This window comes from Streptomyces griseiscabiei, from assembly GCF_020010925.1.
Lineage (GTDB): Bacteria > Actinomycetota > Actinomycetes > Streptomycetales > Streptomycetaceae > Streptomyces > Streptomyces griseiscabiei.
Genome location: NZ_JAGJBZ010000003.1, coordinates 324,397 through 339,220, shown reverse-complemented (window position 1 = coordinate 339,220; position 14,824 = coordinate 324,397). Strand labels below are relative to the sequence as shown.

The 14,824-nt window shown below is 72.1% G+C and carries 13 protein-coding genes; 1 reads left to right on the top strand and 12 read right to left on the bottom strand.

What is annotated here, in order from left to right; all coding sequences use genetic code 11:
* Positions 1–85 precede the first annotated feature (85 nt).
* The 10 genes from J8M51_RS35415 to J8M51_RS35370 form a co-directional block, all read right to left on the bottom strand.
* Positions 86–499, bottom strand: a complete 414-nt coding sequence (locus J8M51_RS35415; RefSeq protein ID WP_216591827.1) for a DUF3151 domain-containing protein — start codon at positions 497–499, stop codon at positions 86–88.
* Between the two features lie 138 nt (positions 500–637).
* Entirely contained in the window at positions 638–2,167 is a 1,530-nt protein-coding gene (locus tag J8M51_RS35410) for an MFS transporter (protein WP_267299767.1), read from the bottom strand.
* 174 nt (positions 2,168–2,341) lie between these two features.
* Positions 2,342–3,364: a class II fructose-bisphosphate aldolase gene (gene fbaA, locus J8M51_RS35405; RefSeq protein ID WP_086762451.1), complete on the bottom strand. Its 1,023-nt coding sequence runs from the start codon at positions 3,362–3,364 to the stop codon at positions 2,342–2,344.
* Positions 3,365–3,538: 174 nt separating this feature from the next.
* Entirely contained in the window at positions 3,539–4,093 is a 555-nt protein-coding gene (pyrE, locus tag J8M51_RS35400; RefSeq protein ID WP_086762453.1) for an orotate phosphoribosyltransferase, read from the bottom strand.
* Between the two features lie 32 nt (positions 4,094–4,125).
* A complete protein-coding gene (locus J8M51_RS35395; protein ID WP_086762455.1) occupies positions 4,126–4,920 on the bottom strand; it encodes an aldose epimerase family protein in 795 nt (264 codons plus the stop codon).
* A gap of 89 nt (positions 4,921–5,009) precedes the next feature.
* Positions 5,010–5,837 (bottom strand): SRPBCC family protein, encoded by an 828-nt coding sequence (locus J8M51_RS35390; RefSeq protein WP_179203434.1) that lies wholly within the window; start codon positions 5,835–5,837, stop codon positions 5,010–5,012.
* Positions 5,838–5,967: 130 nt separating this feature from the next.
* Positions 5,968–7,608 carry a polyamine aminopropyltransferase gene (locus J8M51_RS35385; RefSeq protein WP_267299766.1) on the bottom strand — a complete coding sequence of 547 codons (1,641 nt, stop codon included), beginning with the start codon at positions 7,606–7,608 and terminating at the stop codon, positions 5,968–5,970.
* A gap of 295 nt (positions 7,609–7,903) precedes the next feature.
* Positions 7,904–8,425 (bottom strand): DUF2617 family protein, encoded by a 522-nt coding sequence (locus tag J8M51_RS35380; protein ID WP_086763925.1) that lies wholly within the window; start codon positions 8,423–8,425, stop codon positions 7,904–7,906.
* Between the two features lie 494 nt (positions 8,426–8,919).
* Positions 8,920–9,345: a hypothetical protein gene (locus tag J8M51_RS35375; protein WP_267299765.1), complete on the bottom strand. Its 426-nt coding sequence runs from the start codon at positions 9,343–9,345 to the stop codon at positions 8,920–8,922.
* A 497-nt stretch (positions 9,346–9,842) separates the two neighbouring features.
* Positions 9,843–10,061, bottom strand: a complete 219-nt coding sequence (locus J8M51_RS35370; RefSeq protein WP_216588473.1) for a hypothetical protein — start codon at positions 10,059–10,061, stop codon at positions 9,843–9,845.
* A gap of 119 nt (positions 10,062–10,180) precedes the next feature.
* On the opposite strand from J8M51_RS35370, the gene J8M51_RS35365 reads away from it, so the two are divergent.
* The gene (locus J8M51_RS35365) at positions 10,181–11,395 is read left to right on the top strand and encodes a pyridoxal phosphate-dependent aminotransferase (protein ID WP_267299764.1); all 1,215 of its coding nucleotides are present in this window, start codon (positions 10,181–10,183) and stop codon (positions 11,393–11,395) included.
* Positions 11,396–11,458: 63 nt separating this feature from the next.
* Here J8M51_RS35365 and J8M51_RS35360 read toward each other — a convergent pair whose 3' ends face one another.
* Both J8M51_RS35360 and clpB read right to left on the bottom strand, forming a co-directional pair.
* Complete coding sequence (locus J8M51_RS35360; RefSeq protein WP_086757441.1) at positions 11,459–12,004, bottom strand: YbjN domain-containing protein; 546 nt, start codon at positions 12,002–12,004, stop codon at positions 11,459–11,461.
* A gap of 149 nt (positions 12,005–12,153) precedes the next feature.
* Positions 12,154–14,784 carry an ATP-dependent chaperone ClpB gene (gene clpB / locus J8M51_RS35355; protein WP_086757440.1) on the bottom strand — a complete coding sequence of 877 codons (2,631 nt, stop codon included), beginning with the start codon at positions 14,782–14,784 and terminating at the stop codon, positions 12,154–12,156.
* Positions 14,785–14,824: the final 40 nt, after the last annotated feature.

Here is a 14,824-nt window from a genome sequence, read left to right as displayed (position 1 = left end):
CCCACCGGAATGGTCGGTGATACCACCCCCGCACCGCAAGGTCCGCCCGGTCACACCAGGCGGACCCGCACGAACAAACCTTCGATCAGCTCAGCGTCTGGGCCGCCGTCGGGGAGGAGTCCTTCAGGAACTGGGAGCAGCGCTCGTACTCCTCCTGCTCACCGATGTCCCCCGCGGCGCGCGCGAGGGCGTGCAGGGCGCGCAGGAAGCCGCGGTTCGGCTCGTGCTCCCAGGGGACCGGGCCGTGGCCCTTCCAGCCGCTGCGGCGCAGCGCGTCGAGGCCGCGGTGGTAGCCCGTACGGGCGTAGGCGTACGACTCCACGACGCTGCCCCGCTCATAGGCCTCGTCGGCGAGCTGGGCCCAGGCGAGGGAGGAGGTGGGGTACTTGGCGGCGACGTCGGAGGGGGCGGTGCCGTTCGCGAGGAGTTCGCGGGGCTCCGGGTCGTCGGGGAGGTGCGTCGGGGGCGGGCCCCCGAGGAGGTTCTCGTGAATCGTCATGGGTTCCAGTCTGGCGCATGGACGCGGGTGCGGGTGCGGCGTGGGTGGGTGGGCGCGGGTCCGGTGGGGGCTGGTCGCTCAGTTCCCCGCGCCCCTTGAGTGCCTACGGCCCTCCAGCCCCCACGCACCGCCGGCCGACTACGCGCCCCTCGGCTGCTCTCCCCTCGGCTGCTCCCCCCGTGGCTGCTCCCCCTCCAGCGGCGGAGCCGTCACGCAGCCGTGGGTGCGGCATTCGGGGTGGCTGCAGTCGGGGGCGGGGCGGCGGACCGTGGCGTAGGCGACGGCGGAGGCGGCAAGGAGGACGACCGCGCAGACGATCATGGCCGTGTTGAAGGCACTGTCGAACTGGGTGGCCGAACGGTACGCCTCCGGGCCCATGCCCGCGATGAGCGGGAGCGCGGCCACCGCCAGGAGGCCCGCCGCGCGGGCGGCGGCGTTGTTGATACCGCTGGCGAGCCCCGCGTGGTCGGTGGTGACGGAGGCGAGGACCGTGGCGGTCAGGGGCGCGACCAGGGTGACCATGCCGAGGCCCATGACCAGCAGGGCGGGGAGGACGTCCGTGAGGTACGAGGCGTCCTGGCCCACGCGGAGCATCAGCAGGACGCCCGCCGCGCACAGCAGGGGGCCGACGGTGAGGGGGATGCGCGGGCCGACGCGTTCGCCGAGGGCACCGGCGCGGGCGGAGAGGAGCAGCATCAGGACGGTGATGGGCAGCAGGGCCGCACCGGCGCCGAGGGCGGAGTAGCCGGAGACCACCTGGAGCTGGAGTGCGGCGAGGAAGAAGAAGCCGCCGAAGGCGGCGTACACGAACAGGGTGACGATGTTGACCGCCGTGAACTGGCGGGACGCGAAGATCTCCGGCGGCATCATCGGGTCGGCGCGGTGGCGTTCGACGTACACGAAGGCCACGGCGGCCGCCACTCCGGCGAGCGCGGTGACCGCGACCGCGAGGGTGCCCGTCCGGGCCTCGATCAGCGCGTACGTGATGAACGCGAGGGACGCGGCGCCGAGCACCGCGCCCAGGATGTCGAAGCCGCGGTCATGGCTACGACCTCCCCCGCTCTCGGCTTCGCTCGAGCGGGAGGTGCCCCCAGCGGACTCGGGTACGTGCCGCAGGGCGATGGGGACGCAGAGGAGGGCCAGGGGGACGTTCAGCAGGAAGACCCAGCGCCAGCCGGGGCCGTCCACCAGCCAGCCGCCCAGGAACGGGCCGACAGCCGCGCCTATGCCGCCGAAGCCGGACCAGAGGCCCACCGCCCTCGCCCGGTCGTCGGGGTGGAACGAGGCCTGGATGAGGGCGAGGGAGCCAGGGGTGAGGAGCGCGCCGCCGACGCCCTGCAGGGCCCGGGCGGCGATCAGTACGCCCCCGTTGGGGGCGATGCCGCAGAGCAGGGAGGCGGCGGCGAACCACACCACACCGACGACGAACACCTTGCGGCGCCCGAAGCGGTCGCCGAGCGCGCCACCGAGGAGGATCAGGCCGGCGAGGGTGAGGGTGTACGCGTTGACGATCCACTGGAGGCTCGCGAGATCGGCGTCCAGGTCGAGGCCGATGCGAGGGAGGGCGACGTTGACGACGGTCGAGTCCAGCATCGCCATGCTGGAGCCGAGGATCGTGGTCAGCAGGATCCATCTGCCCCGGGGGGAGGAGAGGCGTACGTCGGGCATGGACGGATCATCCCGCGCCGGAGGTGTCAGGGCCAGGTGTGCGGTGGGGTGGTCGAGCGGAGTCCCGGGACCCGGGGCTGTGAGGCCGAGCGGTGCGCGCGCGGGTCCACCGCACATGCGGCTGCCCGCGGCCGAACAGAGTCGGTCGCGGGCAGTCGCGTCGTGCCGTGCCGGTTACTTGATCTTCGTGCCCGCCGAGCGCAGGTTGCCGCAGGCCTCGACGACGCGGGCCGCCATCGACGCCTCCGCGAGCTTGCCCCAGGTGCGGGGGTCGTAGGTCTTCTTGTCGCCGACCTCGCCGTCGACCTTCAGGACGCCGTCGTAGTTCTGGAACATGTGGGCCGCGACGGGGCGCGTGAAGGCGTACTGGGTGTCGGTGTCGATGTTCATCTTGACGACGCCGTTCTCCAGGGCCGTACGGATCTCGTCCTCCGTCGAACCCGAACCGCCGTGGAAGACGAAGTCGAACGGGGACTCCTTGCCGAAGCGGGAGGCCACGCCCTCGTTCAGCTCCTTGAGGAGGTCGGGGCGCAGGACGACGTTGCCCGGCTTGTAGACGCCGTGGACGTTGCCGAAGGACGCGGCGAGCAGGTAGCGGCCCTTCTCGCCGAGGCCCAGCGCCTCGGCCGTGCGGATCGCGTCGTCGACCGTCGTGTAGAGGGAGTCGTTGATCTCGTGCGAGACGCCGTCCTCCTCACCGCCGGTCGGGGTGATCTCGACCTCAAGGATGATCTTCGCGGCGGCGGCGCGGGCGAGGAGCTCCTCGGCGATGGAGAGGTTGTCGGCGAGGGTCTCGGCCGAGCCGTCCCACATGTGGGACTGGAAGAGGGGGTTGCGACCGGCCTTGACCCGCTCCTCCGACACCGCGATCAGCGGACGTACGTAGCCGTCCAGCTTGTCCTTCGGGCAGTGGTCGGTGTGCAGCGCGACCGTGACGGGGTACTTCTCGGCCACGATGTGCGCGAACTCGGCCAGGGCGACGGAGCCCGTCACCATGTCCTTGCTGTACTGGCCGCCCAGGAACTCGGCACCGCCGGTCGAGATCTGGACGATGCCGTCGCTCTCCGCCTCCGCGAAGCCCCGCAGCGCGGCGTGCAGCGTCTGGGTCGAGGTCACATTGATGGCCGGGTAGGCGAACTTGCCTGCCTTCGCCCGGTCGAGCATCTCGTTGTAGACCTCGGGGGTTGCGATGGGCATGGTCCGCTCCTTGTATGTGCGGGTGGCGTTGTGCTTACGGTCCCTGACCTAGGGTCGCGACATCATCGTCGGCCCCATCCTTCCAGACGGGACCCGATGCTCCGGCCAGGGTGTCCGGAACTGTTCGGTAACCCCTGACCTTGGTGTTCTTGTCCGCTGATCGACTGATCGACCTCAGTCGAGGCCCAGTTCGTCCTTCGAGAACGCGAACCGGTACGGGACCCCGGCGCCCTGCTCGATCTTCTCGGCGGCGCCGGTCGCCCGGTCGACGATGGTGGCGACGGCGACGACCTCGGCCCCGGCCTCGCGCACGGCCTCGACGGCGGCCAGCGGGGACCCGCCGGTGGTGGAGGTGTCCTCGACGACGACGACGCGGCGGCCCGCGATGTCCGGCCCCTCCACCTGCCGCTGCATACCGTGGGCCTTGGCCGCCTTGCGGACGACGAACGCGTCGAGCCGCCTGCCCCGGGCGGCGGCGGCGTGCAGCATCGAGGCGGCCACGGGGTCGGCGCCCATCGTGAGACCGCCGACCGCGTCGAACTCCAGATCGGCGGTCAGGTCGAGCAGCACCTGTCCGACCAGCGGGGCGGCCTCGCCGTCGAGGGTGACGCGGCGCAGGTCGACGTAGTAGTCCGCCTCCAGACCCGACGACAGGGTCACCTTGCCGTGCACCACGGCCTTGTCCTTGATCTGCTGCAGCAAAGATCCACGTACGTCCACGTCAGTCATGGCAGCCAGCTTAAGGGGGCCCTTATGTCCGCTTACAGGCGACGCCAGGTCCAGGTCGTGGCCGCCTCCAGCGGGTCGATGGGGGTGACGAGGCGGGGGTGGGTGTTGAGGCCGTTGGGCGGCCCGGTCTGCGGTTCGACGCAGACGGCCTCCGTCTGCTCGTCGTAGACCACGACCCACTCCTGGCGGGAGGCGACCTTCAGCTCCAGCCGTTCCGGCCAGGTGAGGGTGACGTCGACGCCGTCGGGCATGCCGAAGCAGTCGTCCCAGGGGCCGGGCTTCGGGTCGACGCGGTTGCCGGTGGGGAGGTGGTCGGCGCCGCGCTCCTCCTGCCAGGCGGGCGTGAAATCGATCCGTACGTCCTCGCCGCCGCCGGTGAGGCTCCGGTTGAACCAGGGGTGCCAGCCGATCTGGGCCGGGAACGAGGAGTCGTACGCCTCCACGGCCATGGCGAGGGTGAGGCTGTCCGGGGTGAGGGTGAACACCTGGGTGACGCGGCCGGGGTAGGGCCAGGGCGCGACCAGGTCGTACGTGAGGACCGCCTCGGTGGCGCCGTGGCTCGCGACGCGCCAGGCGCTCTCGCGGGTGGTGCCGTGGATGGCGTGGGGCGGGGCGTTCAGGGGCAGTTGCCGGACGCTGCCGCCGTCGCGGAACCGGCCGTCCCGGACCCGGCCGCACCAGGGCACCATCGGGAAGCAGCCGAACCGCTCGCCCTGGCGCAGCAGTTCGACCCCACCGATCCGGAGTCCCGCCACCCGGCCGCCGTTCCCCGGCGCCAGGACCACCTCCGCGTCACCCGCGGCCAACCTGATCTCTTCGCTACTCACCCCTCGACCCTACTGGCCGCCACGGCGGGGCAGTTGCCGAACACCACGGCGCGGGACGGGTGCGCCCGGTCCGGGCCCGGCCGGACCCCTCAGCGGCGTTTGCGCAGGGCGCGGCTCACGATGATGGCCGAGGCGACGGCGAGGGCGGCGGCGGGGGCCGCCCAGCGGAGCGTGGCGCTCGCGGAGACGGCTTCGGGGGCCGGGACCGGGGCGTACCGGCCGCGCGGCGGGGCGTGGTCCACCTCCTCCGCGCTGCGGCCGATCATCGTCCGCCGTGCGTGCGCGGCCTCGGCGGGCGGCTCACCTCCGGCGACGAAGTCCCCCTCGGCATAAGGGTCCAGCGCGGACGGCGGGACGTCCGTCTCGAAGAGGGAGGCCGAGGGCTCGTCCTGCTCCTCCGGCTCGCCGGCGGCTTCCACGGCCTCAGCGGCGCCGGCCTCCGCCTTCGGCGTCTCCTCGGGCCTGGGCCCGGGCTCGGGCGCGGGCTCGGCAGGTGTCGCCAGGTTCTCCGTGAACCTGGTCAGCAGCCGGGTCAGTGCCGAGGCCACCGCGTCGGAGGGCAGCTCGGTGATGCGGCCGTCGGCGGTGGAGGTGGCGGTACCGGTGTACGTGAGGGTGGTGCCGTCATCGGGTGCCGGGGCGAGGCGGAGCGTGAGGGCGAGGGTCACCGTACCAGTGCCGCGGACCTCGGCGGCGTCGCCCTCCATCGCGTACGTGCCGTCGTCCCGGGCGGTGACGCGGAGGGTGCCGCGGTAGGTGATGGTGTGACCGGCGGCCCGTACTTTCAGGCGCCCCGCGACGGGTGGGGTGCCCGCCTCCTGCTGGAGCCCGGGTACCGCTCGGGCCACCCGCTCGGGGTCGGACAGCGCCTCCCGGAGGCGGCCGACGGGAACCGGAACGAACACCTCATGCTCCATGGAATCCGAGCCTACCCAGGTGACGCCGCCGCGCACCCGCACATACGCGTTCTTGCTCGTATTCCGCCCCTCCCGCCCACTCTCGTCCCCTCTCGTCCCTGCCTCTCCTCCCACCCCACGCGGACTCGGCTCAGCCGGTGTACCTGGGGTGCACCAGAGTCGACGCCGGCAGGTCCCGCATCCCGTCCGGGGCGACGAGGCCGGTACCGGCGCCGGGGGGCGGCGGGGAGCCGGGGCCGGCCCCGGTCCCGGGGCGGGTGGCGAGGACGAAGCCCCAGTCGTGGGGGGCGCGGGAGGTGTGGGCCGTACGGTCGGGGCCGGTGACGAAGCCGGGGTCGGCGGCGGTCACCCGGTAGGGCGTGGTGTCCAGTCCCGTGGCACGGACGGTCGCGTCGACCGTCCAGAACACCTGCCGCCGCGACGCCACGGGCCCCGCGTGCACGACCATGCGCCCGTCGGGGGCAAGTACCTCCCGGGCCAGACCGTAGAACTCCTGCGAGTAGAGCTTGGTGCTCGCCGTGATCCCGGGGTCGGGCAGGTCCGAGATCACGACGTCGTACGGCTGTGCGGGGTGGGCGCCGCGCAGCCAGGCGAAGGAGTCCTCCGTGTGGACGCGGATCCGGTCGTCGGCGTAGGCGTGGCCGTTGAGCGCGGAGAGCGCGGGGTCCGTGCGGGCCAGGCGCACCACGCCCGGGTCGATCTCGACGACGTCCACCCGGCGTACGTCGTCGTGGCGGAGCACCTCGCGGGCGGCGAGGCCGTCGCCGCCGCCGAGGACGAGGACGCGGGCGTGCGGGCCCGCGTTCATGGCGGGGTGGACGAGGGCCCGGTGGTAGCGCCCCTCGTTGTGGCCGCTGATGCGCAGCCGGCCGTCGAGGAAGAGGGAGAGCGGGCGTCCGTCCCGGCCCCCGGTGAGGACGACCTCCTGGACGCCGGTCTGCAGCGCGACCCGGACGTCCTTGCCGTACACCGCGCGCCGGGCCGCGCGCTCGAAGTCGTCGACGTGGACGGCGGCGGTGGCGAGGAGGCCGAGGACGGCGAGGTTGGTGGTGACCAGCAGCCAGCGGGCGCGGCGGCTCAGGTCGTGGCGGAAGAGGCCGAGGACGAGGGCGCCGCCGACGAGGGCGTTGACCGTGCCGGTGAGCAGGGCGCCGGTCAGCTGGCCCAGCCAGGGCAGGAGGAGGAAGGGGAAGGCGAGGCCGCCGACCAGCGCGCCCACGTAGTCGGCGGCGAACAGGTCGGCGACCGCGCCGCCCGCGTCCTGGCGGCGGATGCGCTGGATCAGCTCCATCAGCAGGGGGACCTCGGCGCCGATGAGCAGACCGATGGCCAGGGAGAACGCGACGAGGAGATAGCGGGAGCCGCTCGCCCACATCCCGCCCCAGTCGCCGGTCCAGGCGAACGCCGCGTACAGCGCGAGGGCGCTGCAGCCGCCGACCAGGGCGAGGGCGGCCTCGATGGCGCCGAAGCCGAGGGCCGCGCGGGGGCTGAGGCGTTTGGCGGCGAGGGAGCCGATGCCCATCGCGAAGACCATGACGGAGAGGACGACCGAGGCCTGGGTGACGGAGTCGCCGATCAAGTACGAGGCGAGGGCGACGAGTTCGAGTTCGTACACGAGTCCGCAGGCGGCGCAGACGAACACGCCGGCGAGGACGAGGAAGCGGCCGATGCCCGGGCGGACCGGCAGCCACGCCTGGGTGCCGCCCGGGCCGCCGTGGCCCCGCCAGGGGGGAGGGGCGCCGGGGGGTGCGGGGGCGTGCGGCTCGATCACTCCTCGCACGCTACCGTCACGGTCACGCTCTGTTGGGTCACCCACACGGGTGGTCTGCGACGCTGGGGCGGGCGCCTAATAGCTCGGGGGTTCGGGTGCGTGGGCGGGTGCGGGCCCGGTGGGGGCTTCTCGCGCAGTTCCCCGCGCCCCTGGAAAGCAGGGGCTGCGCCCCTTGCTTTTCCCCGCTTCCAGGCCCGCAGGGGCCTGGTCTTTCAGGGGCGCGGGGAACTGCGCGAGAAGCCCCACTCACCCGCACCCGCCCACGCACCCGAACCCCCGAGCCACTAGGCGCCCCTCACAACGCCACAGCCACTCTCGCCCCCACTCTCGTTCTCGTGGCGACCAGCTGCCCGTCCTGGGGGTACGCGTGCCAGGTGCGCCAGTGCACCTGCCCCTCGTGCCGCTGCGCGAGCATCGCCGTGAACGCGTGCGGGCTGCCGGGGAAGACACCGGCCAGACCGTGGGGATGGTCGGAGACGAGGGCCAGCAGCTCCTGCGCACGGCCGGCGAAGGACCCCGGGGACAGGACCTCGACGCGCGCGGCGAACTCGTACTCCCAGTCGCCCACGCGTTTGGCCACACCGAGCGGCAGGGGCGTGCTGGACCCCGGGATACAGGCGACCGTCTCCGAACAGTGGCCGCCCCGCTCCTCCTCCAGGAGTACCTGGTGGGACGCGCCGAGCAGTCTCAACTGCAGCTTCGCGCCCGTGAGTTCGAGGTCGAGCGTGGCGAGCGCGGGCAGCGGTTCACGCCCCAGGGCCCAGGCGAGGTCTGCCGCGCGCGTGTCGGTGTAGGCGGTGTTCAGGGTCGTGAGCATGGGTCGGCTCCGCAGCGACGCAAAGAGAAGAGGAGTGGGTCCGGCGCACCCCGGTCGGCACCGGGAGACAGGGTCCGGTCAGCCAGGTCGGGTGAGGACGACGTCCCAGTCGGTCCGGTCAGCCGTGTCAGGCCTGCCGGGAGGGACGTCCGGGGGCTGCGTTGGCGATTTATAGGGAATCATGAACTGTGGCACCACCACAGCGTTTTTACCCAACTTGACGTGCTTTCCATCCCCCCGAGGGCAGCCCAGCTCAACTGTTCAACCAGGCGTACGCCCCACCGGCCGACACGCTCCCCACGCGCCCGTCGCGCCAGGCGCGCGGACTCCGGGGAGCGCCCGCCGGACAACCGGGACCACCCGGCGTACTCAGGCGTGAACAACAGCCACACCCGTGCGCCTGCCCGATCCGCGGAGCACCACACACGCGAGCGCCCGCCGGGAAGTCGGGCTTCCCGGCGGGCGCTCGTGTCGTGAAGCTCAGCTGCCCCGTGTCAGCTGCCTCCACCGCATCCGCCCCCGCCACCGCCACCGCAGGAGGACCCGCCGCCGCAGGACGAGCCGCTGCTGCTGCCGCACGACGAGGAGCCGCCGCTGCCGCAGGACGAGCCGCCGCCCCCCGACGACGAACCCCGGTCGTCGTTCGACGACGAGTGGGAGGAGCCGCTGTCGCCGACACCGGCCGCCGCCCCGAGCACCCACCAGCTGCTGTCGGAACCGCTGTTGTCGGAACCGCTGTTGTCGGAACCGCTGTGGCCTCGGGTGCCGCGGTACGCGCTGCCGCCCCCGCGGCCGCCCGTCGAGCGGCGGCGAGCGGCCGCCCGCGCCGCGGCCCTCCTGCGGCTGCCGACGACTCCGATCACCGTCGTCAGCCCGACGACCGTCACCAGGACGAAGCCGATCACCACGGGTGCGTTCATGACGTCACCCTCCCCTCTTTCTTGCTGTGTCCCCCGAAGCGACCCCCCATGGGCGCCCCGCTCACTTGCCACTGCCCGTGTGTGCGTGCGCGGTCAGCTGCCGCCGCCGCACCCGCCTCCGCCGCCTCCGCCGCCGCCTCCGCCTCCGCCTCCGCAGGAGGACCCGCCCCCGCAGGACGAGCCACCCCCGCACGACGTGCTCCCGGACGACGATCCCCCGGACGAGCCCCCGCCCGCCCACCAGCTGCCGCGCCGTCCGCGCCGCCTGGAGTTCCTGACGACCCCGATGACGATGGCCAGACCGATGACGCCGAGCACCAGGATGATCCCGACTTCCGCCATGGCCCACCCTCCCCTCTTCCTTGCCTGTGTCCCCCGAAGCGACCCCCCGTCGGGCGCCTCGCTCACCTGCGTGTCGCGGGGATGCCCCCGCCGGTGACCGCTCAAAGCCGAGTTGAGCAAGTCCAGAGCTTGTGTCGCCGGTTTCGCCGTCGCGGTCAGCTGCCGCCGCCGCACCCGCCTCCGCCGCCGCAGGAGGACCCACCGCCGCAGGACGAGCCGCTCCCGCAGGACGCGCCCCCGCCGCCCCCGTGGGACGATCCGCTGTCGGCCCACCAGCTGTGCGAGCGGCGACGGCCCCGCCGCGCACCGCGGCCCCCCGAGACGATGCCGATCAGAGCGACCGCGCCCACGAAGAGGAAGAAGAAGATCTCCATCGCGGCACCTGCCTTTCGTTCCCCCTTGCAGACCCCCCGTGGGTCGTGCGTGACCTGGGAATGCCCCCGCGTCTCATCCGTCAAAGCGAAGTTGAGGAAGTCCAGAGGTTCGGCGCAGGATGACGGCCATGACCTCCAGCGCAAGCCCCGCCCAGCCCCCTCGGACCCCGCGGCCTCCGCTCAACCGGCGGCTCGCCGAGTTCGGGACGACGATCTTCGCCGAGATGTCGGCGCTCGCCCTGAAGACCGGGTCGATCAACCTGGGCCAGGGCTTCCCCGACACCGACGGCCCCGAGGAGATCCGCGAGGCCGCCGTACGGGCGCTGCGGGACGGCCGGGGCAACCAGTACCCGCCGGGTCCGGGCGTCCCCGAGCTGCGCGCCGCGATCGTCGACCATCAGCGGCGGCGGTACGGGCTGACGTTCGACCCGGACACGGAGGTGCTGGTCACGGCGGGGGCGACGGAGGCCATCGCCGCGGCACTGCTCGGTCTGCTGGAGCCCGGCGACGAGGTGGTGGCCCTGGAGCCGTACTACGACTCGTACGCGGCCTGTATCGCGATGGCGGGCGGGACGCGCGTACCGGTGACGCTGCGGCCGTCCGAGGGACGTTTCCGGCTGGACCTCGACGAGCTACGGGACGCCGTCACCGACCGGACCCGGCTGCTGCTGATCAACACCCCGCACAACCCGACCGGGACCGTCCTCACCCGCGAGGAGCTGACGGCGATCGCCGAGCTGGCGGTGGAGCGGGATCTGCTGGTGGTGACGGACGAGGTGTACGAGCACCTGGTCTTCGACGACGCCGAACATCTGCCGCTGGCGTCCTTCCCCGGGATGCGGGAGCGCACGGTGACCATCGGGTCGGCGGGCAAGACGTTCTCGTTCACCGGGTGGAAGGTGGGCTGGGTGACGGCCGCGCCCGCGCTGGTGACGGCGGTGCGCTCGGCGAAGCAGTACCTCACCTATGTGGCGTCGGGGCCGTTCCAGTACGCCGTCGCCGAGGCGCTCGCGCTGCCGGACGACTACTTCGACGGGTTCCGCGCCGACATGCTGGCCAAGCGCGATCTGCTGGCGGCGGGGCTGACGGACGCCGGCTTCGGGGTGTTCCACACCGCCGGCACGTACTTCATCACCACCGACATCCGCCCCCTCGGCGAGAGGGACGGCTTCGCCTTCTGCCGCGCCCTGCCCGAACGCGCGGGCGTGGTGGCCATCCCGAACGCGGTCTTCTACGACCACCACGAGGCGGGCGCGCCGTTCGTACGGTTCGCGTTCTGCAAGCGCGCGGAGGTGCTGGAGGAGGCGGCGAAGCGCCTGAAGGCGGCGTTCTGACGCTCTCCGCGCGGCCACCGGGGGCGGACGACCGGCCGGTGGCCACGGAGGTGTGCGGGGCGGTTACTCGTCGCCCTCGTCGTCCTTCTCGTCCTTGGGCTTGTCGGCCTCGTCGACGTCCTCGGCCAGGCCGAGCTGCTCGACGAGCCACTTGTCGAACTCGATGGCGGCGCGCACCCAGCTCACCGTCGACGAGACGAAGTGCTCCAGGCTGACGCCGGTGCCGATCAGCAGCTGGGCCTCGCCGATGAGACGGACCGTGCCGTCGTCGTGGGTGTGGCTGTAGACCTTGGGCCACAGGGTGCGGCGGTTCCAGTCGTCGATGGTCTCCAGCAGGGCCGGCTTCTCGTCGATCTGGTGCGGGCGGTCGTAGAACGTGCGCACCGAGAAGACCTGCTGGTCACCCTCGCCACGGAACATGAAGTACGTACGGAATTCCTCCCACGGCGCCGCGAGGTCACCCTCGTCGTCGACGACGTACTTCAGCTCCATCTGGTCCAGGAGCTGCTTCACGAGGTCCTGATCCGGGACGACGGGGCCCGCCGGCCCTTGGGGCTGCGGCTCGGGCTGGCCCCCGAAGTTCGGAATCGAGGACGGGTCGATGCTCACCGTGATTTTCCCTTCGTACGGATTCCGCCATCCTCCCCCATGCGGGGCGGGGGGTGGCAACCCCTGCCCCGCGTGGTTCGTCGCCCTTGGCCGGATCCGGAACGGGATTCAGCTACGAGCGTGGCGGGGAACCTTTCGGGTACCCCGGATCACGCCTTCTTCTCCATCGACGGGCCCGTCACGGGCCCCACGATCAGGCCCTCTCCCTCGCCGAACGTGTCCACCCGGACCGTGTCGCCGTCCTTGACCTCACCGGAGAGGATCTCCTTGGCGAGGCGGTCGCCGATGGCGGTCTGGACGAGGCGGCGCAGGGGGCGGGCGCCGTAGGCCGGATCGTTGCCCTCCTCGGCGAGCCAGGCGAGGGCGGCGGGGGTGACGTCCAGCGTGAGGCGGCGTTCGGCGAGGCGGCGCGCGAGGCGGTCGAGCTGGAGCCCGGCGATCCGCTCCAGCTCCGCCTTGTCCAGGGCGGAGAAGACCACCAGGTCGTCCAGGCGGTTGAGGAACTCCGGCTTGAAGGAGGCCCGCACCACGTCCATGACCTGCCGCTTCTTCTCCTCCTCGCTGGTGACCGGGTCGACCAGGTACTGGCTGCCCAGGTTCGAGGTGAGGATCAGGATCGTGTTGCGGAAGTCGACCGTACGGCCCTGTCCGTCGGTGAGCCGGCCGTCGTCCAGCACCTGCAGCAGGATGTCGAAGACCTCCGGGTGGGCCTTCTCCACCTCGTCGAGCAGGACCACCGAGTACGGGCGGCGGCGGACGGACTCCGTGAGCTGGCCGCCCTCCTCGTAGCCGATGTAGCCGGGAGGCGCGCCGACGAGGCGGGCCACGCTGTGCTTCTCGCTGTACTCCGACATGTCGATGCGGATCATGGCCCGCTCGTCGTCGAAGAGGAAGTCGGCGAGAGCCTTGGCCAGCTCCGTCTTGCCGACGCCCGTCGGGCCGAGGAAGAGGAAGGAGCCGGTGGGGCGGTCCGGGTCGGCGATGCCCGCGCGGGAGCGTCGTACGGCGTCCGACACCGCGCGTACGGCCTCGGTCTGGCCGATGAGGCGGCGGCCCAGCTCGTCCTCCATGCGGAGCAGCTTCTGGGTCTCGCCCTCCAGCAGACGGCCGGCCGGGATGCCGGTCCAGGAGGCCACGACGTCGGCGATGTCGTCGGAGCCGACCTCGTCCTTGACCATGGTGTTCTTGGAGTGCTTGGACGCGGCGGCCTCCTCCTCCGCCTCGGAGGCCTCCTCCAGCGCCCGCTCCAGGGTGGGGATCTCGCCGTAGAGGAGCTTGGAGGCGGTGTCGAAGTCGCCGTCGCGCTGGGCGCGTTCGGCCTGGCCGCGCAGTTCGTCGAGCTTCTCCTTCAGCTCACCGACGGCGTTGAGGGACTGCTTCTCCTTCTCCCAGCGGGCGGTGAGGCCCCGCAGCTCCTCCTCCCGGTCGGCGAGGTCGCGGCGCAGCTTCTCCAGGCGCTCGCGGGAGGCGGCGTCGGTCTCCTTGTCGAGGGCCATCTCCTCCATGCGCAGCCGGTCCACGGACCGCTGCAGCTCGTCGATCTCGACGGGCGAGGAGTCGATCTCCATGCGGAGCCGGGAGGCGGACTCGTCGACCAGGTCGATGGCCTTGTCGGGCAGGAAGCGGGAGGTGATGTACCGGTCGGAGAGGGTGGCGGCGGCGACCAGCGCCGCGTCCGCGATCACCACCTTGTGGTGGGCCTCGTAGCGGCCCTTGAGTCCGCGCAGGATCGCGATGGTGTCCTCGACGGTCGGCTCGGCGACCAGCACCTGCTGGAAGCGGCGCTCCAGCGCCGGGTCCTTCTCGATGCGCTCGCGGTACTCGTCGAGGGTGGTCGCGCCTACCATGCGCAGTTCGCCGCGGGCCAGCATCGGCTTCAACATGTTGCCTGCGTCCATGGCGGAGTCGCCGCCGGCGCCGGCGCCCACGACGGTGTGCAGCTCGTCGATGAAGGTGATGATCTGCCCGTCGGAGTCCTTGATCTCCGCGAGGACCGTCTTCAGCCGCTCCTCGAACTCGCCCCGGTACTTCGCGCCGGCGACCATCGCGCCGAGGTCGAGCGAGACCAGCCGCTTGTTCTTGAGGGACTCGGGCACATCGCCCTTGACGATCCGCTGGGCGAGCCCCTCGACGACGGCGGTCTTGCCGACGCCCGGCTCACCGATCAGCACGGGGTTGTTCTTCGTACGGCGGCTGAGCACCTGTACGACCCGCCGGATCTCCTGGTCCCGGCCGATGACGGGATCGAGCTTCCCCTCCCGCGCGGCGGCGGTGAAGTCGGTCCCGAACTTCTCCAGGGCCTTGTACTGGCCCTCCGGATCGGCTGTGGTCACCCGGCGTCCTCCCCTTGCCTGCTGGAACGCCTCCTGCAACTTCCTGGCGTTCGCCCCCTGCCGGGAGAGTACGTCCCCGGCCTGGCCGCCCTTCTCGGCGATCCCGATCAGCAGGTGCTCGGTGGAGACGTACTCGTCGCCCAGCTCCTTCGCCTTGGCCTGGGCGGCGGCGACCACGCCGAGCAGTTCGCGGTTGGGCTGGGGCGGCGAGACGGTGGCGCCGGTCACGCTGGGCAGGCCGGAGAGGATCTTCTCCGCGCCGGCGCGTACGGCGGCCTGGTCGGCCTCGACGGCGGCGAGCAGATCGATGATGTTCTCGTTGTCCTGCCCCTGGAGCAGAGCCAGCAGCAGGTGGGCGGCGGTGAAGTCGGCGTGTCCCTCGGACACGGCCCGGTTGCTGGCCGCGTTGATCGCGTCCCGGCTCCTGTTGGTCAGCTCGGCGTCCACGTTCGCGTTTCCCTCCTTGCGTCAGCCGTCAGTCAGCGGC

What these genes read in the sequence shown, in the direction of transcription:
- J8M51_RS35415 (WP_216591827.1), bottom strand. Translation starts at nt 499, where the DNA reads ATGACGATTCACGAGAACCTCCTCGGGGGCCCGCCCCCGACGCACCTC.
- J8M51_RS35410 (WP_267299767.1), bottom strand. Translation starts at nt 2,167, where the DNA reads ATGCCCGACGTACGCCTCTCCTCCCCCCGGGGCAGATGGATCCTGCTG.
- fbaA (WP_086762451.1), bottom strand. Translation starts at nt 3,364, where the DNA reads ATGCCCATCGCAACCCCCGAGGTCTACAACGAGATGCTCGACCGGGCG.
- pyrE (WP_086762453.1), bottom strand. Translation starts at nt 4,093, where the DNA reads ATGACTGACGTGGACGTACGTGGATCTTTGCTGCAGCAGATCAAGGAC.
- J8M51_RS35390 (WP_179203434.1), bottom strand. Translation starts at nt 5,837, where the DNA reads ATGGAGCATGAGGTGTTCGTTCCGGTTCCCGTCGGCCGCCTCCGGGAG.
- J8M51_RS35380 (WP_086763925.1), bottom strand. Translation starts at nt 8,425, where the DNA reads ATGCTCACGACCCTGAACACCGCCTACACCGACACGCGCGCGGCAGAC.
- J8M51_RS35375 (WP_267299765.1), bottom strand. Translation starts at nt 9,345, where the DNA reads ATGAACGCACCCGTGGTGATCGGCTTCGTCCTGGTGACGGTCGTCGGG.
- J8M51_RS35370 (WP_216588473.1), bottom strand. Translation starts at nt 10,061, where the DNA reads ATGGAGATCTTCTTCTTCCTCTTCGTGGGCGCGGTCGCTCTGATCGGC.
- J8M51_RS35365 (WP_267299764.1), top strand. Translation starts at nt 10,181, where the DNA reads ATGACGGCCATGACCTCCAGCGCAAGCCCCGCCCAGCCCCCTCGGACC.